Here is a 20,856-nt window from a genome sequence, read left to right as displayed (position 1 = left end):
AATTAACAATATGAATACGAATAATTTATTTAATATCGACGATAAAAGTTGGAAAAATTACCTTTTCTCGCAACCCAATGCACACATCAGATTAGCTACTGTATTTAGTGGAATTGGTGCAATTGAACAGGCATTTAATCGTTTAAAATTAAATCATTCTATTATTTTTGCAGGCGATATTGATGCAAATGTCAAAAAAAGTTATCTTGGCAACTATACACTTGATGAAAAATTTTGGCATAACGATATTACGCAATTTGATGCAAAACCATTTAAAAATCAAGTTGATATTTTAGTTGGTGGTAGTCCTTGTCAAGCCTTTTCAATGGTAGGAAAACGTGCAGGATTGGAGGATACACGCGGAACATTATTTTATGATTTCGCTCGTGTAGTTGATGAAGTACAACCCAAAGTGTTTATTTATGAAAATGTGAAAGGTTTACTCAATCACGATAATGGAAAAACTTGGGAAGTGGTACAAAGTGTTTTTCATTCATTGGGGTACGATTTGTATTTTCAAGTGATGAACAGCAAAGACTATGGTATTCCTCAACATCGTGAACGTATTTTTGTGGTGGGTTTTCACACGCCACTTAAAAATGGATTTCAGTTTCCTGAAAAAATTAAATTAGAGCATACCATGCAAGATTTTTTGGAAGACTATACAGACAGTAAATATTTTTTACGTGAAAAAGGCGTAAAATTTGTTACTAGCTCAAAAAATCGGCAAAAACGTTATACACAAATCAACGGAGATATTGCATTGTGTCAAAAAGCTAATCAACAATTTAATTGGCACGGTGATTTTATTTTTCAGGCTGCCTGTGAATCAGAATTTGATGATTTTATTTTCGATGTCAATGATGTTGAAGAAAAATATTATTTATCTGACAAAATCAAGAATTATGTTTTAGCTGAGGGAACAAAAAATTTTAAAACCAGCACAAAAACAGATTTATCTATTGCTCGTCCATTATTACAAACAATGCACAAAATGCACCGTGCAGGTGTGGATAATTACGTTACACATAATCGTGGGCGTATTCGGAAATTAACACCACGTGAATGTTTGCGTTTAATGGGATTTCGTGATGATTTTAAAATTTTAGTGAGCGATACACAGATGTATCGCCAGGCCGGAAATAGTATCGTTGTTGATGTTTTGATTGCTCTTTTAAAACAAATGGATATCACTCAATATGGAGAATAAGAATGTTGAATTATCAAAAAATCACAATTGAAAATATAGAGTATTTCATTATTGATAGTATTCAAAACTTACGGGCGGAAGATAGTTTTATTCATCGTAATAATAAATTGTCTATATTTGGTGGCAATGGAGAAGCTCGCAAATACGTTGGAAGTTATATTGATGAAAGTGGACGTAGATTAAGGGCATTTTTTGAATATGAGAATTGGGGGGTTACAAGAACCATTAAAGGAAAGAGAGCTGAATATCCTATTATTCAGCAAAATTGCTTTTTTAATAAAGAAAATTTGAAGCGTTATTTGATTGATGCCAAAGTTGAATATCAAAAACAAGAGCAACTCTATCATAATGATATTTCAAAATTTTATGATGAATATGTTGAAAGTATTGATAATTTAAAAGTAGAAAATCTATTTTTTTCTATCTATGATGTATCAGATCATTTAGAAAATACTAAAGGTTATCGTAGAGGATACATTCGTTCTGATGATGAAATTTGGGCAATTTGGCGTAAAATTGTCTTACCTAAAATTAGTTACTTATCGATTCTTAAATTATTACCTGTTCAGGAAACTGAAAATTCCAAGCCATTATTTTATTTTAGGATTTTTTTGGATTATCAATTTCGTTCTATTGTTCATCCTCAACTTTTATCAACAGATAAAGCTGAAGCATTGAATTTTGAGCCTGAACAGGTTATTGAACAAGAAATTATTAAATATGTAGGTAGAAAAGGACAACAAAAATACCGTAAAGATGTACTTAATCATATGCCACAATGTCCTTTTACATTGATTACAGACGAAATTTTATTGATAGCCAGCCACATTAAGCCTTATATGGCTTGTATTAAAGAAGATAATGAACTAGAAGCACTGGATTATCTGAACGGTTTAGCTTTAACACCGACTTATGATTGGTTGTTTGATCAAGGTTATATTACATTTTTAGATGATGGGCGATTAATTTGCGGAACACGATTAAGCCTTTATACTTGGGAAAAGCTCAATATCAATCCCAACGCAAAAAATAAAATGCGTATTTATCCCGAGGGCCGTGAAAAATATTTAGCATATCATCGACAATATGTATTTCAAGATAATATTGAAGATTTTTTATAACCATGACCGACAAACTCCCCCCCGACGCGCTTATCGAAGCCGCGCTGCTTACTCAAACCGAACCGCTCAGCGAAAAGACCATGCGCGAGCTGTGCGTTCCGCCGCTGTCGCCCGACAAGCTGATCGATGTTCTGGCGAACTTGAAAACCCGCTGGCAAAACCGCGCTTTGCAGTTGGTGCATACGCATGAAGGCTGGCGTTTTCAGATTGCCCAAGCCGCATTCGAGCGGTTGGGCAGTTTGCAGGAACAGCGTGCGCCGCGTTATTCGCGTGCGGTGATGGAAACGCTGGCGATTATCGCCTACCAGCAGCCGGTTACGCGCGGCGACATCGAAGGCATACGCGGCGTGGCGGTGTCGCAAAACGTGATGCAAACGCTGCAAGACCGCGGTTGGATTGAGGTGATCGGCCACCGCGATTCTATCGGCCGCCCTGCTTTATGGGCGACGACCAATGTGTTTTTAAGCGATTTGCAGTTGGAAAGTTTGGAAGAACTGCCGCCGCTTACCGAATTGGGCGAGCTGGTATTGCCCGACTTGATTGAACCCGCCGAAAGCGGCGACGAAGAAACAGAAGCCGGGCAAACCGAGCCGCTTAACGAACCGCCCGTACTGAATTAATGAGTAGGTCGGATACTTGTATCCGACTTACGGTTAAATTAATTTCAGACGGCCTTACTTGAAACCTGTCATACTCGGGCTTGAATCGAGTATCCCGCCTCTCTGTAAGCAGTAGGTCGGATTCTCGAATCCGACAAAATCGCGGGCATACCATTGTGTGTCGGATACAAGTATCCGACCTACGGTTGAATTAATTTCAGGCGGCCCCGACCCTACAAAAGGCCGTCTGAAAACCCATCTTAATTTATTTTTTAACAACCCATCCTGCCGCACAAGCCGCAGAAGAACCGTTTTCTTTTCAGGAAAATGCGTTAGGAGCTTTTAAGTGAACACCAAAAAAATCTCAAGCAAACGTGAATTGCGCGACGGCGCACCGGCCAAGAAAAAGGCTTCCCGCAAAAACACAGGCAAGTTTTCAGACGGCCTTAAGAATAAAACAGGCGTAAAAGAAGCCGCAGGCAAACCTGCCGCGCCGAAAACGCAGGCTTCCCGCGCCAAAAAGCTGGTGGTGCGCAATCCCAATCAAAAAATCATGGAACGCGCCCGCGATTTGAAAGAAAAACGGGTCGATTTAGACAGTTTCGAGCCGGTGCGCCTGCAAAAAGCCCTTGCCGCATCGGGCGTGGGTTCGCGCCGTGAAATGGAAGACTGGATTACGCAGGGCTTGGTTACCGTTAACGGCAAAACCGCCCGGCTTGGCGACAAAGTTTCGCCCGACGACCAAGTTACCGTTAAAGGCAACGTAATCAAGCTCAAATGGCCCGACCGCCTGCCGCGCATTATTCTCTATTACAAGCAAGAAGGCGAAATCGTCTCTCGCGACGACCCGCAAGGCCGCGTGAGCATTTTCGACCGCCTGCCCCAAGCCGCCAGCAGCCGTTGGGTGGCCATCGGCCGTTTGGACATCAACACCAGCGGCCTGTTGATCCTTACCACATCAGGCGAACTGGTCAACCGCTTCGCCCACCCCAGCTTTGAAGTCGAACGCGAATACGCCGTGCGCGTGTTGGGCGGGCTGGACACCGAACAGATGAAAATGCTTACCGAAGAAGGCGTGATCTTGGAAGACGGTTTGGCCAAAGTGGAACGCATTTACGAGCAAGGCGGCGAAGGGGCAAACAAATGGTACAACGTGATCATTAAAGAAGGCCGCAACCGCGAAGTGCGCCGCATTTTCGAGCATTTCGGCTTAACCGTGAGCCGTCTCGTGCGCGTCGGCTTCGGCCCCATCGGTTTGCCCAACCGCTTGAAACGCGGCCAGTTTTACGAGCTGAATCCGGCCGAAGTGGCGGGCGTGATGAAATGGGCCGACATGCCCCTGCCCGGCTCCCGCCGCCGCAGATAATTGCCCCGCCTTCTCCGCCGCCTTGCTCACAAGGCGGCATGATCTTCTACTTTGATACATTGACTTTTTACACACAACATCATGTTGAAATTTACCTTACATAAAACCGACGGCCACGCCCGCCGCGGCACACTCGAACTCAACCACGGCACCATCGAAACACCCGTATTCATGCCCGTAGGCACCTACGGCTCGGTCAAAGCCATGACCCCCGCCAACCTGCACGACATCAAAGCGCAGATTATTCTCGGCAACACCTATCATTTGTGGCTGCGCCCCGGCTTGGAAGTGATCGAACAATTCGGCGGACTGCATCAATTTATCGGTTGGAACAAACCTATTCTCACCGATTCAGGCGGTTTTCAGGTATTTTCGCTTTCCGACATGCGCCAGCTTACCGAAGAAGGCTGCACGTTCAAAAGCCCGATCAACGGCGACAAACTGTTTCTGTCTCCCGAAATCTCCATGAAAATCCAAACCGTGCTCAATTCCGACATCGCCATGCAGCTCGACGAATGCACGCCCGGCGAAGCCACGCACGAGCAGGCGCGTAAATCGCTGCAAATGAGCCTGCGCTGGGCGGAACGTTCTAAAAAAGCGTTTGAAGATTTGAACAACCCCAATGCGCTGTTCGGCATCGTGCAAGGCGCGATGTATGAAGACTTGCGCGAAGAGTCGTTGAAAGGCTTGGAAGAATTCGATTTCCCCGGCTTGGCCATCGGCGGCCTTTCGGTGGGCGAACCGAAACCCGAAATGTACCGCATGTTGCGCGCAGTCGGCCCGATGCTGCCCGCCCACAAACCGCACTACCTGATGGGCGTCGGCACGCCCGAAGATTTGGTGTACGGCGTGGCGCACGGCGTAGATATGTTCGACTGCGTGATGCCCACCCGCAACGCCCGCAACGGCTGGCTGTTTACCCGCTTCGGCGACATCAAAATCAAAAACGCCAAGCACAAGCACGACACCCGCCCGCTGGACGAAAGCTGCACCTGCTACGCCTGCCAAAACTTCAGCCGCGCTTATCTCTACCACCTGCACAAAGCCGGCGAAATCTTGGGCGCGCAATTAAACACTATCCATAACCTTCATTTCTATCAAGTGATTATGGCGGAAATGCGCGAAGCCATCGAACAAGGCAAGTTTGCCGAATGGCAGGCGCAGTTCCACGAAAACCGCGCACGGGGTACGGATTAAACGCCCGCCGACAAGCCGCTTGCGTCAATATGTAAACAGGCCGTCTGAAAAAATAATTTTCAGACGGCCTGTTTTATGTATAGTGAATCCGCTTAAAAATAGTACACACGTCATACTTGGGCTTGACCCGAGTATCTCTTAAATTTGCTGAAACTCAAGATACTCTGGTCAAACCCGAGTATGACGGTTTTGTTATTAAACTTAAGTGGATTAACTATATTTCAGACGGCCTCCGGCATTGAGGCCGTCTGAAAAAATGCTGCCCATCCATCACACCATGCCGATGCCCGATACTTCCCTTGCCATCCGCGCGGCGGCGTTGTCGGTCATGCCGCCGACAAAGTCCAAAATCTTCATATAAGCCTGATAAAGACTGTCTTCGGCGCTGATCGGGTCGTCGTTTTTCAGCAGTTCCAAAGCCAGCGATTGGCGAACGCTCACTTTCCCTTGCGTAACCAAAGCATAAGCAGCAGGAACGAGCAGGTCGAGAATCGAGCCGACGCACGGGAAGGCGGCAATTTCGGTAATCAGTTTGCTTTGGTGGCGGAAAATCCTTGTTCGTGCCAACTCTTTGGCTTTTTCCAAAGTGTTTTGCACTTCGGGGCTGCACAAAGCCAATAAATCCCGTCCTTTAAACCGGCCGCCCAGCAAGTCTTGCTGATGCGTCATGAATGTTTGCGCCACATCTTCAACCGCCCGCCCGATGGCCATACCGCGCAGCATGGCGCACCGCTGGCGGCTGTTTTGCGCCTGCCATGCACCTGTGGCTTCGGTAAAGGTGAGTTCCGACAAAATGCTTTCCACTTCGGCATCGCCCAGCAAGCCGATTTCTACCGCGTCTTCCAAATCGAGCAGGGCGTAGCAGATGTCGTCGGCGGCTTCCATCAAATACGACAGCGGATGGCGCGCCCAACGGTCTTTGCCCAACTCAATCAAGCCCAACTCTTCGGCCACACGACGGATAAAAGGCAGTTCGGTTTGATAAATATTGAATTTTTTCAATCCGTTGGGATCAAGCGTTGTCCACGGATATTTCAGCAAAGCCCCGATGGTGGCCGAAGTTAAGCGCATACCGCCTTTGCCGCGGTACATTTCGAGATTGGCCAAAATCCGCAGGCTGTGGGCATTGCCTTCGTAAGTCTGCACATCGTTGCGCTCGCCTTCGGCCAAGGTTTCCAGATAAACGCTGTGGGCAGGGTTGCGGAACCAGTCGCGCAACGCATCTTCGCCGGTGTGCCCGAACGGGGGATTGCCCAAATCATGCGCCAAACAGGCCACCTGAACCACTGCGCCGATGTCGCTCGGCGTATTGCCCTGCGGCAGAAAACCGCCCGCCTGCATCATCACGCCGACGCGGTTGCCCAAGCTGCGGCCAACGCTGGCCACTTCCACGCTGTGGGTCAGGCGGTTATGGGTATGGTCATGTTCGGCAAACGGATGAACCTGCGTTTTGCGCCCCAAACGGCGGAATGCGCCGGAGAACACCACGCGGTCGTAGTCGATATGGAAATCGGTACGCAGGGCATCCGCGCCCTCTTGGGTGGACGGTGTTACCGTGGGCACGATTTCACCGTCTTTCATGCGGAAGCGTTGGGGGGAGAGCAGTTGCTGCCAATTCATTACGTTCATAAGCAATGGGGTCTTTATGGATAAGAAGGCCGTCTGAACCTTTTCAGACGGCCTTCGGGTGTGGGTTATTTACCGCGCATCAATTCAAAGAAATCGTTGTTGTCTTTGGAATCTTTGAGCTTGCCGACCAAAAACTCGGTGGCTTCGATTTCGTCCATCGGATGCAGGAATTTGCGCAGCAGCCACATGCGTTGAAGCTGGTCGTTCGGCACCAGCAACTCTTCGCGGCGCGTGCCGGATTTGTTGATGTTAATGGCGGGGAACAGGCGTTTTTCGGCCATGCGGCGGTCGAGGTGCAGCTCCATATTGCCCGTGCCTTTGAATTCTTCGTAAATCACGTCGTCCATACGGCTGCCGGTTTCTACCAAAGCCGTGGCGATAATGGTGAGCGAACCGCCCTCTTCCACATTGCGCGCGGCACCAAAAAAGCGTTTCGGACGGTGCAGCGCATTGGCATCGACACCGCCGGTCAGGATTTTGCCGGAAGCCGGAGCCACGGTATTGTAGGCGCGCGCCAAGCGGGTGATCGAATCGAGCAGAATCACCACGTCTTTTTTATGCTCGACCATACGCTTGGCTTTTTCCAACACCATTTCGGCCACCTGAACATGGCGGGCGGCCGGTTCGTCAAACGTAGAAGACACCACTTCGCCGCGCACGCTGCGTGCCATTTCGGTTACTTCTTCGGGGCGTTCGTCGATCAGCAGCACAATCAATTCTACTTCGGGGTAATTGGCGGTAACGGCATGGGCGATGTTTTGCAGCATCACGGTTTTACCGGTTTTGGGCGGGGCAACCAGGAGGGCGCGCTGGCCGCGGCCGATGGGAGAAACCAAATCGATGGCGCGGCTGGTAATGTTTTCTTCGGCTTTGATGTCGCGCTCGAGTTTGAGCTGTTTGGTGGGGAAAAGCGGAGTTAAGTTTTCAAAGAGAATTTTGTGTTTGCAGACTTCAGGGTTGTCGCCGTTGATGCTGTCCAAACGCACCAAGGCAAAATAACGTTCGTTGTCTTTAGGTACGCGCACGCTGCCTTCTATGGTGTCGCCGGTGTGCAGGTTGAAGCGGCGGATTTGGCTGGGAGAAACGTAAATATCATCGGGGCCGGCCAAATAAGAAGTATCGGAACTGCGTAGAAATCCGAAACCGTCGGGCAGAATCTCAAGCGTGCCGGAGCAGGTAAATGATTGGCCCTGCTTCATCAGTTGGCGCACAATGGCAAAAACAAGGTCTTGTTTACGCAGGCGGTTGGCATTTTCGATGCCGTGCTGCTCGGCCATTTCCAAAAGTTTGGAGATGTGTTGTGTTTGTAGTTCAGAAACGTGCATAGTGATTAATGTAAATGGATTTTGACAGATATTTTGATTGCGGCGGCAAAAGCTTGAAAGGCCGTCTGAAATTCAAGATATATCGGGGATTCGGTTGCCTGAGCGGCAGATAGAACGACAAGGTGCTTGTCGGGGTGGCATTTTAGGGAGTTCGCCGGTAAGTGTCAAATGGATTTAAGCGCAGAGCCTTTCCCGCAGGCCGTCTGAAACAACCGTTTACAGTTTTCCGTCGATTATAAAACTTATGTTTTTAACAATACGGCATATACGCCCCTTTACCGCTGCGGCTGCTTTCAGACGGCCTGTTTATTTTTTGATGCTTATTTCCAACAGCATACAACGATACGGCTATAATAATCCTTATAAAATAAACTCAGGCGCACCAACTATTGAACGCTTGAATCCACCGGCCTTCTCATTCTGACGAACATCATGGAACATATTTCCCTCGCACCCATCGTTATCGTTTTACTCGTAGCCGTGATTGCGGTGATTTTTTGCCGCAAGTACAACATTCCCTCCATGCTGGGTTATCTGCTGGCGGGCTTTTTGGCCGGCCCGGGCATGCTGCATTTGATTCCGAAAAACGAAACCACCGATTATTTGGGCGAAATCGGTATCGTGTTTTTAATGTTCAGCATCGGGCTGGAATTTTCACTCTCCAAACTCAAAGCCATGCGCAAATTGGTATTCGGCTTGGGCGGAATGCAGGTGGTGCTGACCATGGGCGCCTTCGTCATGATTTTAATGGCCACCGGCACACCGTTTAACTGGGCATTCGCCGTGGCCGGCGCGCTTACCATGTCGTCCACCGCAATCGTGAGCCGGATTCTTTCCGAAAAAACCGAGTTGGGGCAAACACACGGGCAAATGGCGATGGGCGTGCTGCTGATGCAGGATATCGCCGTCGTACCGCTGATGATTCTTCTACCCGCACTGGCCGGCGGCAACAGCGGCAACCTGTGGCTGGAACTGGGTTTGGCCGCACTCAAAATGATTTTGACGCTCGGCGTGCTGTTTGTGGTGGGCAGCCGGGTCATGACACCTTGGTTCCGCTTGGTTGCCAAACGGAAATCATCCGAGCTGTTTATGATCAATGTGCTGCTGGTTACGCTCGGCGTGGCTTATCTGACCGAATTGGAAGGTTTGTCGCTGGCATTGGGTGCATTTGTAGCCGGTATGCTGCTCTCCGAAACCGAATACCGTTTTCAGGTTGAAGACGATATCCGCCCGTTTCGCGATATTTTGCTGGGCTTCTTCTTCATCACCGTAGGCATGAAACTCAACATACAGGCATTAACCGAAAGCTGGCCTTTGATACTTACCCTGCTAGGCCTGCTGATCTTTTTAAAGGCCGCCATTGTCTTTGCCATCGCTTTCCGCATGAGACACTCTGCGGCAGACAGCCTGAAAGCCTCGCTGTATTTGGCGCAAGGCGGAGAATTCGGCTTTGTTATTTTGGCTATTTCCGGAAAAATCAACATGGTGTCGCCCGAACTGGAACAAGCCGCCACCGCTGCCGTACTGCTGTCGATGATTATCGCCCCCTTCATCTTAAACGCCAGCGACAAACTCATCGGCAAATTAGTGAAATCCAGCTGGGATATGCAGGCAGTCGACCTGCAAAACATGCTGATTGCCGCCATGAACAAATCCAACCACGCCCTGATTATCGGCTACGGACGCGGCGGGCAAACCATAGGCCGTATTCTGGCGGCAGAAAACATCCCCTACTACGCACTTGATTTGGACGCCGAACGCGTGCGCCTCGCCCGCAGCGCCGGCGAACCCGTGTCTTTCGGCGATGCCAAACGGCGCGAAGTATTGGAAGCCGCAGGTTTGAGCCGTGCCGGCATGGTGATTGTTACACTCAACAATATGCACGAAACCCAACATGTACTCGACAACATCATGAGCGCACACCCCACCATGCCGGTACATGTTCGCGCCATCAGCGATGATTATTTGCAAAAGTTCACCCGCATCGGTGCCGAAGAGGTGGTGTCCGACACCAAAGAAACCAGCCTCGCCCTCGCTTCGCACGCCCTTTTGCAATCCGGCCTGCCCTATCAGAAAGTTTCCCAAATTATTATGAACATCCGCCGCAGCCGCTATGCCATGGTGGCCGATTTATTCAGCGGCAGCGACGATTCCGAATCTTCCGACGATACAAACAGCCACATCATCCGCCATGCCTTCGCCCTGACCAACGAAGCCTATGCCGTAGGCAAAAACACCGCACATCTCCCTGCGCAGCAATTAAACGTCAAACTGCTGTTTGTGCGCAGACATACCCACCGCATTCAGGATTTTGAAGAAGACTTTGTTTTCGAGCCCAACGACATTCTGGTTGTTGCCGGCCACAAAGAAAAAATAATTTCTTTTGAAAACTGGTGCCTACAAGGAAACACCATATTTTCTTAAAAAAACCGCTTGCACCCTTCATCAAGATTTGGTTTAATCACGTTCTCGCAACGACACGGGTGATTAGCTCAGTTGGTAGAGCGTCTGCCTTACAAGCAGAATGTCGGCGGTTCGACTCCGTCATCACCCACCAAGTTTTCTGCGCGGAGTGGTAGTTCAGTTGGTTAGAATACCGGCCTGTCACGCCGGGGGTCGCGGGTTCGAGCCCCGTCCACTCCGCCAATTCTTATCATAACCTGATAATTAATATAATGAATTTCGGGTTATATCTGTTTTATGTACCATATTGTGTACCTCATAAAGCCGGTGATCAATCACTGGCTTTTTTCATATATAAATCTTCACTAGTCAATACGTTTGTCACTAGGCCAAAACCATCCTCGTTTGAGGAGGTTCGCTCGCCCGGCATTTTGATTACGCCGGTGCAGCGGCTGTGTTTAAACCTTAGTGATTCTGCCAGGCTTATCGCACTGAAAGTCTATTTTTTGTGCACTGGTTGGTGTAATGAATTCATTTGCCGTTTTTTTGCGTAGCTGCAGCCAAGTCAGGAACTCATTGTATGGATAATTTCATTTTAAGAGCCGTCTGAAATTTCAGACGGCCTTTTGTCATATGCAAATAGAAAATAAATATTTAATTTGATATATTTCAGTTTAAATAAACGCATCAATCCCGCTTTACTGATTTGAGAAAGTGTCACGATGACCCAAACCCAATCCTACCACCTCAGCTTCTCCCGCTTCGCTCCCTCCCTCTCCGTCGTTTGCTTCACCGCCACCGAAGCATTGAATACGGCCTACCGCATCGACATCGAACTCACCTCAGTCGATGCCGACTTACCGCTGTCGTCCTACATCAACCAAGCGGCGAAGTTTACGGTAACGCCGGTAAGTAGTGATGCGTTGGGTTTGATTGACGGGATGTTGGCTCCCGAGCCGTTGAAGGAGTGGAGTGGCATCATCACTTCGTGTGAGAAGCTGTCGGTATCGGCGGACGAAACCCGTTACCGCATGGTATTGGAACCGCGCATCGCCGCATTGAAACACCACCGTACTTCGCGGCTGTTTCAAAACCAAAACGTGCCCGACATTATTTCGTCGCTGCTGAAACACCACGGTTTTGCCGGTGTCGACTTCCGCTTTAACACTTCCCGCGAATACGGTGTACGCGAATATGTGACCCAGTATCAGGAAAGCGACTTCGCCTTTATCAACCGGCTGTGCGAAGAAGAAGGGATTTGGTACGCCTTCGAGCAGAACGCTCAATATGGCGATGTGGCGGTATTCGGTGACGATGCCGCCCATTATTTTCGCGACAACCGTCATCCGTATCCCTACCGCCCCCACGGCGGATTGGAGAGCGTCGGCGAGGAGGCAGTGTTCGCCTTACAGGTGAAGCACAATCCCATTCTCGAATCCATCCGCGTCGGTGACTACAACTACCGCGATGCCGATACCGATTTGTCGTCCGAAGTAACGGCGAAGGACACGGAAACCGACAGCAGCGTCTTACTCGGCAGCGACAGCCATTGGGGTTTGCATCACAAGACACCCGAAGAAGCGCAACTTCAGACGGCCTTACTGCAACAATTGAACCACAACCGCCGTATCGTCGCATCCGGCAGCGGCAACATCACCGCCCTCAGCTCCGGCCTGGTGTTTCAGACGGCCCCAAGCTTCAGCGAAGCGCCCAACGGCTGGTTGGCGGTGTCGCTCACCCACAGCGGCAGCCGCGACCAAGCGTACAGCCATACTTTCACCGCCATCCCCGCCGACAGCATCTTCCGCCCCGAACGCATCACTCCGCTACCCAAGATTCAGGGCAGCCTACCCGCCAGAGTTACCAGCCCCGGCAACTACACCTACGCCTATATCGACAATATGGGCCGTTACCGCGTCAAACTGCCGTTCGACCTCGACGAATGGAGCCCCGGCGGAGAAAGCCGCCCCATCCGCCTGGCCAAACCCTATGCCGGCCCCGACTACGGCCAACACTTCCCCTTACACGAAGGCACCGAAGTGATGCTGTCGTTCGTACAGGGCAATCCCGACAGGCCGTATATCAGCGGCGTGATGCACGACAGTTCCCACCCCGACCACGTCCCTGCCGATTGGAACACCCGCAACGTTATCCGCACTTGGGCCAATAATAAGCTGCGGATGGAAGACAAACAGGGACAGGAACACATCAAACTGGCGACCGAATACGGCAAAACCCAGCTCAACCTCGGCCATATCGTCGACAGCCAAAGACAAAAACGCGGCGACAACGGCGAAGGCTTCGAGCTGCGTACCGACAGTTGGGGTGCATTGCGGGCGGGCAAGGGTTTGTTCATCAGTACCGACGCTCAAAATCAGGCTTCGGGACAGGTATTGGATATGGATGCCGCCATCGCCCAGCTCGAACAAGCAATCTCCCTAGCCAAAAGCCTCAATAAAGCTGCCCACACCGCCCAAAACGAAGCCACCGAGGCCGAAGAGCAGGCAGGCCGTCTGAACGACAGCCTCAAACAGCTGCAACGCGCCGGCATCATCCAATCCGCCCCCGACGGCATCGCCAGCGCCACCCCGCAAAGCCAACTGCACACCGCAGGTCAACACATCCACCATATCAGCGGCGGCGACACCGACATCAGCGCCGGCAGCAACTTCACCGCCCATGCGGTCGGAAGCGTCAACCTGTTTGCACAGAGCAAAGGCGCCAAACTCCAGGCCAATCAGGGCAAGGTAGAGATTCAGGCACAGAATGATGAAATGCAGATCAATGCCCTCAAGGATGCCACCATCACCAGCAGCGCGGGAAAAGTAATAGTAGCGGCCAAAGACGAAATCCTGCTCACCAGCGGCGGGGCGTACATCAAGATTAAAGACGGCAACATCGAACTGGGCTGTCCGAAAATGGTGTGGGTGAAGTGTGCGGGGTTTCAGGTGATGGGGCCGAGCAGCTATAACTCTCCTGTATTACCATTATTTCCTGAAAATAAGCTATACGATTTAGAGTATCAGTTTGTTGATGACAATGGAGTTCCGTACAAGAATACCAACTATATCGCTTTTCTTGAAGATTATCAGGTAATCGAAGGGAAAACTGATGAACAAGGATTTACACAAAAATTTTATTTAAATAACCCGGGAAAAAAAATTAAAGTCCATCTGATGCCTGAAAATGATGATTTTTCAGATATACAATTGATAGAAAACTTACCGATAAAAGCAGAAAATTTAAACAGCAAGGAATGCAAATGGTAAATATGATTACATTTCACATCTATGCAAAAATACGTACCAATGCCCAAATAAACAGCCTTTTTTATGATGTCAAGGTACATGACACTAAAGGCAGTATTATTTTGGATGTAAAAAAGCAACCTGTAAAAAATAATCTGATAATAGGCCCTCATAAGACAACACGCCCGATACCCTTGGCAGCAGCACCACGGTATGTTAAAGAAATTATGCTGTATAAAAACGTGGGCGGAAAGATGATTCCGGTACGCAAACATCCTTTTTACATTCCTTATCATCTATCTGAGTTTACGACGGAAAAGGTAAAACCGGAATTGCTGGAAGCCACTTTGGATTACTTTGAGTCTTCCGACGGCAGAGGACAAGAAAAGAAGACTCAGGTATCAATTACCAATATTAAAACGAGGGGATTAACCAACGGGGAAATTAAAATGCTATATCCGATATTTGGGGATAAGATAGACTATAAGAAAGTAAAAATCCATCGGAAGAAATTTATGCCGGGACATAAACCTTTATGGGCAATGACCCCTAATGGAGAAATGTATACAGGAGAGGGACATCTTTATAAAGATGATTATTCCACTCTTCAAAAAAGTGGTGGATCTTTAAAACACCTGTTTGTTCATGAAATGGCACATATATGGCAATACCAAAAAGGAGACTTTGTCTTGGCACGTGGAGCAGTACTCTCCTGCGCAACCGGAATCAGTGGTGCTTTAGATTCAATAGGAGCAAATAAATTATCGGATGCGGTTACACCATATGAATATAGCATTAATGATTATGTCGATGTTGCGCCAAGAAATATCGGTAATGAAGTCAGGCAGCGTCGTTTTGAAGAATATAATTTGGAACAACAAGCTGAAATAATTGCTGATTATTATGCTCTTTTTATTGAAAAAGATGAGAGTCTAGTTAGGAGTTTTAATAAAAAAAATATTCAGCATAAGCATATGTATAAAGAAAAAGTTGAACGTGTTCTGAAAGGGAATTAGCAATGGCTAAATTTAAAAAACGTTGGTTGTTAATTCCATTAATGCTTTTAATAGCATTTTATTTATGGGGAATGTGGGCATTTATGACTGGATATACCCATCGAGATTATGTTTCACTTAAAGTAAAATTTTTTTTAGAAGATAATGATAAGAAGCTGATGATTTCTACTGCTTCATTATCTGCCGATAAAATGATTTTCATGGGTGCAATTCAGGATGAAGATAAAGACGTTATTTTTTGGGAAATGGAGAAAGATTCGGTAGTAAAAGAAATCAACTGCTTATTTACCAATTCACCAAGTAATAGTTGTGTAAGTATTTATAATAATATTTTTACCATTCATGATTTATCATGGTTCCAACCTAAAACTATTTATGCTTTATTTCTACGCGTTCAAGGTAAAGAAGATGATGGGAGTGTAGGAGGATATGTAGGATCAAGTTATACATTTTTCTGCAGAAATAATGGTCAAGTTTTTTTTAGTGAGGATGATGATAAACTTCCATCTGAGTGTAAAACAACTGATCAATTAGTAAATTAACCGTAACGGGTAGAAATGGCTAAATTTAAAACAAGTTGGTTATTGATTCCTTTACTGCTTTTAATAGCATTTTATTTATGGGGAATATGGAGATTTATGACAAGAGCTGATCATGTGGATCATTACATGATCAGAAATGATGTGAAGTTTACAGTTTCACAAGATGAAGTGGGATTAGCTATTAAACCGGTTGATTTAACGGAAAATACCATCGTATATGCCGGAAAACTAACAAAATCAATATCAAGCGCTGTACTTATAAGTTAGCTATTTAAACCAAATAGTCAAAAGGAGGCTGCAAGTGTTAATTGTGAATTTAATAAAGAAAATAAAAAATGTGTGAGTGTAAATGATAATTCTATTTATATTAAAGATTCATTTTGGTTCTCTCCAAATACACTGTTCACTATTGAGATGAAGACAAAAAATATCGAAAATGGCATAAACAATGATCATTTTGATAGTTACATGCATTTTTGCAAGATTCATGATGAAATTTTTTTGGATATGATGGTAGCGCTTTTCCAACTGAATGTTATTCAGAATTTAACAAATGGTAGGATTTTCTACATCAGTTTTACCCAATGGGTTAAGGCGGCAGTAGGGGCCACTAGGCGTTGTAGGTATAACCGGCTGTCTAGCCGACAGGTTCATTGAATTGACTGCAGCCAGCAGGTTTAATATTATTTAGTGGCAGTCAATTTAGGTACGGCTACCGTCGGGAGCGGTGGTCTTATATAGCTTTGCTGAAGGTTGTCGTAACCATAGCGTACCAGTTCGGGGTTGTTGAAGGTAACCGAGTTAAGACGGTTGACGTACAGGCTTGCGACCTTTGCAAAATCCCCCCAAAAAAATCCCCTAAATTCCCTACCAAGACATTTAGGGGATTTTTCATGAGCACCTTCTTTCAGCAAACCGCACAAGCCATGATTGCCAAACACATCGACCGCTTCCCCCTTTTGAAGTTGGAACAGGTGATTGATTGGCAACCGATCGAACATTACCTCAACCATCAAAGAACCCGTTACCTTCGAGACCACCGCAGCCGTCCAGCTTATCCTCTGCTGTCCATGTTCAAAGTCGTTCTACTCTACCAATGGCACAGCCTTTCCGATCCCGAACTCGAACACAGCCTCATTACCCGCATCGATTTCCATCTGTTTTGCCGTTTTGACGAACTAAGCATCCCCGATCACAGCACCTTATGCCGCTACCGCAACCGGCCGGCACAAGACAACACCCTGGCCGAACTACCGGAGCTGATTAACCGCCAACTGACTGACCAGGGCCTAAAAGTAGAGAAAGCATCCGCCGCCATCGTTGACGCCACCATTATTCAGACGGCCGGCGGCAAACAACGTCAGGCCATAGAAGTGGATGACGAAGGACAAGTAAGTAGCCAAACCACACCGAGTAAAGACAGCGATGCCCGTTGGGTGAAGAAAGACGGCCGATACAGACTGGGCTACAAACAACATACCCGTACCGATGCGGAAGGCTACATTGAGAAACTGCATATCACTGCCGCCAATGCCCATGAGTGCAAACACCTGCTGCCTTTGTTGGAAGGCCTAGCCAAAGGCACGACTGTTTATGCCGATAAAGGCTGCGACAGTATGGAAAACCGGCAACATCTGAGAGAACATCAGCTGCGGGACGGCATCATGTGCAAATCCCACCGCAACCGGCCGCTGACGGAAGCGCAAACCAAACGTAACCGACACTTATCGAAAACCCGTTATGTGGTCGAACAAAGCTTTGGTACGCTGCACCGTAAATTCCGCCATGCCCGGGCAGTCTATCGCTACGATGCATTATTGTGCAGAGAGTGTAAACAATGCACCTCAATTTAAACAAAATCGCGCTCCTTGTAGAAAGTGCGGTGATGCACGATATTTACATACAGATCTTTTCAAAAATCATCAATGGCAACAAACAGATAATCTATTTTTTTCCTGATAGCTACGACAACTATGTCCCTTACAATAAGTATAATTATTTGAGCGTCAATTACTACAAACACAAAAACAAATTTGTTTTTATGTTTACTTATTATTATTTTTGTTATATTTATGTTAAACATGCGAAATTGGTTACAAATGGAGGATTCATGAGAGACTCAACAGCTAAAGTAGCATTTGCTGCTTATCTGCATGATCTGGGGAAATTTGCTGAGCGGGCAAAATTGGATGTGACTGATTCGGTTTTGAATACACATATACAAATGTATTGTCCGCAAAAAATCGATAATGGGAAACCGCTTTATTACACGCACAAACATGCGGCCTATACTGCATTGGCTTGGGATTTACTGGAGCAAAATGTACCTGATTTAATTAAAGGCGACATGTATCCGTTTGCAGGTAGAAGTAGCGGTGAAGATAAAACCGATTCATTGCTAAATGCTTCTGCAATGCACCATAAACCTGAGACATTCTTACAATGGATTATTGCCACCGCCGATCGTGTTGCTTCAGGTTTCGAGCGTGAAAAGTTTGAACATTACAACCAATCCAGTGATGAAAGAGAGCAACAGCAAACCGGTAAAAACCATTACCAAGCCCGTTTGCTTACCCTATTTGAGCAAATCGACATCCATAATCAAAGCTTGGTAACAAACGACATTAATCAATTGCAATGGTGTTATCCGCTCAAGCCTTTATCTGCCGAAAATATTTTTCCGAAAAAGCGTTTAGAGGCCGAACCTGCCCAAAATGAGCCTGCACAGGAAGAATACCGTAAGCTGTGGGAGCAATTTATTCAATGCGGCATTTCCGAAATTCCTAAATCCCATCGTAAGAATTGGCATCTGTGGTTAGATCATTTCGATACGCTTTGGCAAAACTATACTCAAGCCATTCCATCGGCAACGGCCTTCGGCACGAAGCCGGAGGTTTCACTTTACGACCACAGTAAAACCACAGCAGCTTTGGCAGCGGCGCTTTGGCGTTGGCATGAGGCTTGCGGCAAAACAAGCACATCCGATGCAAGTCGTTTGCGGGATCGAAGTGATTGGGATGAGCAGAAAATATTGCTGATTCAAGGTGATTTCTTCGGTATTCAGAATTTTATCTTCGCATCAGGCAGCCAAACCAACAAACGTGCCGCCAAATTATTGCGCGGACGTTCGTTTCAAGTATCGCTGTTTGCCGAGCTTGCAGCCTTAAAAATTTTAGAAGCTTGTGAGCTGCCTCCAACTTCGCAAGTATTGAATGCGGCCGGCAAATTTATGATTGTGGCTCCGAATACAGATGATGTGAAACAGGCTCTGGAAGAAGTCCGCCGTGAAATCAATGATTGGTTTTTACAACATACTTACGGGCAAGTTGGTTTAGGTTTGGCTTACCAAGAAGCATCTTGCAATGATTTTGTCGATAAAAAGCGTTTTGCTGATTTGGTAAAAAAATCATTTGCCGTATTGGAAAAAGCAAAACTACAACGTTTCGCGCTAACCGGTGATGCTCCATGTATTTTGCCGGCAGATTATTCCGCTCATAAAGAGTGCCAATATAATCAGCAATTGCCCGCTAATTTCGAAAACAAAGAAGGAATCTCGGTAGCCTATTTGTCTGACGACCAAATCACACTTGGCAGCCTGCTTACCAAACAGGACCGCTTAATGGTATTTAACCAAGCGGATAGTATTCGTCATGATAACTATACCCGTAAATTGAAATTGCCTATTTTCGGCTTCCATATTGCATTTACTGAAGAAGAGGAGCTGAGTGGCAAATTCGGAGCAGAAGCACAATCAGGCAAGCTGCTGCGCTGTTGGGACTTTAGCTTACCTGAAATCAGCCGGCCTTTATGGCACGGCTATGCCCGCCGCTATATCAATGCATATGTGCCGTGTTTTAGCGAAGGCGACGAATGGCTGGAGGATAAATATGGCAGTTTGAAAGAAGCGGATGACGTATCTGAAATTAAAGTAGGCAATCCCAAAACCTTCAATCATTTGGCTTGCGAAGAACGGCAGTATAAAGATGGTGATTTTATCGGGAAAATCGCTATTGCTACCCTTAAAGGCGATATCGACAATTTAGGTACCATTTTTCAACAAGGTTTGAAAGAGCCGACCTTTGCCAAAATGGCGGCATTATCTCGGCAGATGAACCACTTTTTCAGCCTGTGGCTGCCTGCTTATTGCGCTCAAAATTATCCTAATATTTATACCGTTTTTGCCGGAGGCGATGACTTTTTTCTGATTGGCCCCTGGCTACAAACGCAAAAACTGGCGGCAGAGATGCGGGAAAAGTTCCAAATCTATGTGGCGGAAAATAAGGGCATAACTTTCAGTGCTGGCATTGCCGTCAGCAAACCCGGCCTGCCTTTGCGTAAATTATCTGCTTATGCTGAAGAAGCTTTAGAACAGGCAAAAGCCTATCAAAGTGCCTGTCACAGTAAAAATGCTATATCCGTATATGGTGAAACTCTGGCTTGGTCGGGCTGGAAAGATATTATGGCCGCACAAGAGCAAATCAGCAGTTTGAAAACGGATTACGGTTTAAGTACAGGTTATATCTATGCCATGCTGGAGTTTTGTGATGCCGCACAAAAAGAAAAAGACGCAAGCGCTTCTGTAGATATTGCTGTTGCAGGCATGTGGCGCAGCCGCTTTGTCTACCGCACACGTCGTTATGTGAATATGCAGAAAAACATCATTGGCAAAGAAGCCAAGCAAAACGCGTATAACCGGCTTACTGAAGCTTTTTATCAAAACGGCATTGAAAAATTAGGCAGTAAATACCGTATTCCCCTGTTTAACCATTTTTATTTATTAAGAGCGAGATAGAGATGAATCTGAACCTAATTAAGCTGGATAGTCTGGCAGAGAATATTTTTTCCGAGGTGGCTCAGGAAACGGCAGATTTTATCAGCCCTCTCCCGAACGAACGCGGAAGAGTGGCGGATGTCAACAAATCCACTCAGTTGCGCAAATTTTATGATGAGCTGGTAATGTGGCACGACAAGGTTTTCCATGCAAGCGAGCGAAGCGAAGCTTACCGCCAGGCCGCACCGTTTATCCATATGTTGAAAGCTAAGGCTGCTTATTCTCAAGGGCGCGGCCATGTGGATAAAAACTTTGTCGATGTGTTTAACAGAATCATCAGCCAAATTAACAGCCCGGAAACTTTAAAACACGCCAAATTATTTTTTGAAGCCGTTTTGGGTTTCCGTAAAGCCAGTGAACAGAAATAAG

Annotated in this window: 14 protein-coding genes, 2 tRNA genes and 1 pseudogene; 15 read left to right on the top strand and 2 right to left on the bottom strand. The window is 46.9% G+C overall.

The window, feature by feature from the left end; all coding sequences use genetic code 11:
• Positions 1 to 10: 10 nt before the first annotated feature.
• The 5 genes from LVJ88_RS02250 (at position 11) to tgt (ending at position 5,493) form a co-directional block, all read left to right on the top strand.
• Entirely contained in the window at positions 11 to 1,210 is a 1,200-nt protein-coding gene (locus LVJ88_RS02250; RefSeq protein WP_085355745.1) for a DNA cytosine methyltransferase, read from the top strand.
• Positions 1,211 to 1,212: 2 nt separating this feature from the next.
• Positions 1,213 to 2,331: an HNH endonuclease gene (locus LVJ88_RS02245; RefSeq protein WP_085355744.1), complete on the top strand. Its 1,119-nt coding sequence runs from the start codon at positions 1,213 to 1,215 to the stop codon at positions 2,329 to 2,331.
• Positions 2,332 to 2,333: 2 nt separating this feature from the next.
• Positions 2,334 to 2,951, top strand: coding sequence for an SMC-Scp complex subunit ScpB (gene scpB, locus LVJ88_RS02240; RefSeq protein WP_085355743.1), 618 nt, complete (start codon positions 2,334 to 2,336; stop codon positions 2,949 to 2,951).
• 325 nt (positions 2,952 to 3,276) lie between these two features.
• Entirely contained in the window at positions 3,277 to 4,296 is a 1,020-nt protein-coding gene (locus LVJ88_RS02235; protein ID WP_085355742.1) for a pseudouridine synthase, read from the top strand.
• Positions 4,297 to 4,377: 81 nt separating this feature from the next.
• The gene (gene tgt / locus LVJ88_RS02230; RefSeq protein ID WP_054599597.1) at positions 4,378 to 5,493 is read left to right on the top strand and encodes a tRNA guanosine(34) transglycosylase Tgt; all 1,116 of its coding nucleotides are present in this window, start codon (positions 4,378 to 4,380) and stop codon (positions 5,491 to 5,493) included.
• Positions 5,494 to 5,763: 270 nt separating this feature from the next.
• Here the strand turns inward: tgt and LVJ88_RS02225 are convergent, their stop codons facing one another.
• Positions 5,764 to 7,113, bottom strand: coding sequence for a deoxyguanosinetriphosphate triphosphohydrolase (locus LVJ88_RS02225; RefSeq protein WP_085355789.1), 1,350 nt, complete (start codon positions 7,111 to 7,113; stop codon positions 5,764 to 5,766).
• A 74-nt stretch (positions 7,114 to 7,187) separates the two neighbouring features.
• On the bottom strand, positions 7,188 to 8,447 hold the full coding sequence (rho, locus tag LVJ88_RS02220) for a transcription termination factor Rho (protein ID WP_054599596.1): 1,260 nt from the start codon (positions 8,445 to 8,447) through the stop codon (positions 7,188 to 7,190).
• A gap of 432 nt (positions 8,448 to 8,879) precedes the next feature.
• On the opposite strand from rho, the gene LVJ88_RS02215 reads away from it, so the two are divergent.
• The 10 genes and pseudogenes from LVJ88_RS02215 to csm2 all read left to right on the top strand — a co-directional run bounded on the left by LVJ88_RS02215 (position 8,880) and on the right by csm2 (position 20,855).
• Complete coding sequence (locus LVJ88_RS02215; RefSeq protein ID WP_085355741.1) at positions 8,880 to 10,871, top strand: cation:proton antiporter; 1,992 nt, start codon at positions 8,880 to 8,882, stop codon at positions 10,869 to 10,871.
• 57 nt (positions 10,872 to 10,928) lie between these two features.
• Positions 10,929 to 11,004, top strand: a tRNA-Val gene (locus LVJ88_RS02210).
• 12 nt (positions 11,005 to 11,016) lie between these two features.
• A tRNA-Asp gene (locus LVJ88_RS02205) sits at positions 11,017 to 11,093 on the top strand.
• Between the two features lie 479 nt (positions 11,094 to 11,572).
• Positions 11,573 to 14,119 (top strand): type VI secretion system Vgr family protein, encoded by a 2,547-nt coding sequence (locus LVJ88_RS02200; RefSeq protein ID WP_085418476.1) that lies wholly within the window; start codon positions 11,573 to 11,575, stop codon positions 14,117 to 14,119.
• Positions 14,113 to 15,114, top strand: coding sequence for a hypothetical protein (locus tag LVJ88_RS02195; RefSeq protein ID WP_085418477.1), 1,002 nt, complete (start codon positions 14,113 to 14,115; stop codon positions 15,112 to 15,114). Before LVJ88_RS02200 ends, LVJ88_RS02195 begins: the two co-directional genes overlap by 7 nt.
• A gap of 2 nt (positions 15,115 to 15,116) precedes the next feature.
• Complete coding sequence (locus LVJ88_RS02190; protein ID WP_085418478.1) at positions 15,117 to 15,656, top strand: hypothetical protein; 540 nt, start codon at positions 15,117 to 15,119, stop codon at positions 15,654 to 15,656.
• Between the two features lie 15 nt (positions 15,657 to 15,671).
• Positions 15,672 to 15,923, top strand: coding sequence for a hypothetical protein (locus tag LVJ88_RS02185; protein WP_143773663.1), 252 nt, complete (start codon positions 15,672 to 15,674; stop codon positions 15,921 to 15,923).
• 626 nt (positions 15,924 to 16,549) lie between these two features.
• A pseudogene (locus LVJ88_RS02180) lies at positions 16,550 to 17,458 on the top strand (IS5 family transposase); the annotation flags it as partial.
• 35 nt (positions 17,459 to 17,493) lie between these two features.
• On the top strand, positions 17,494 to 20,448 hold the full coding sequence (gene cas10 / locus LVJ88_RS02175) for a type III-A CRISPR-associated protein Cas10/Csm1 (protein ID WP_233127588.1): 2,955 nt from the start codon (positions 17,494 to 17,496) through the stop codon (positions 20,446 to 20,448).
• A gap of 2 nt (positions 20,449 to 20,450) precedes the next feature.
• A complete protein-coding gene (csm2, locus tag LVJ88_RS02170; protein ID WP_085418481.1) occupies positions 20,451 to 20,855 on the top strand; it encodes a type III-A CRISPR-associated protein Csm2 in 405 nt (134 codons plus the stop codon).
• Position 20,856 lies beyond the last annotated feature (1 nt).

The sequence above is a fragment of the Neisseria dumasiana genome, assembly GCF_022870885.1.
In the GTDB taxonomy this organism is placed as follows: Bacteria; Pseudomonadota; Gammaproteobacteria; order Burkholderiales; family Neisseriaceae; genus Neisseria; species Neisseria dumasiana.
Note: the sequence above shows the minus strand (reverse complement) of the source record. Positions and strands in the feature narration are given on the sequence as shown.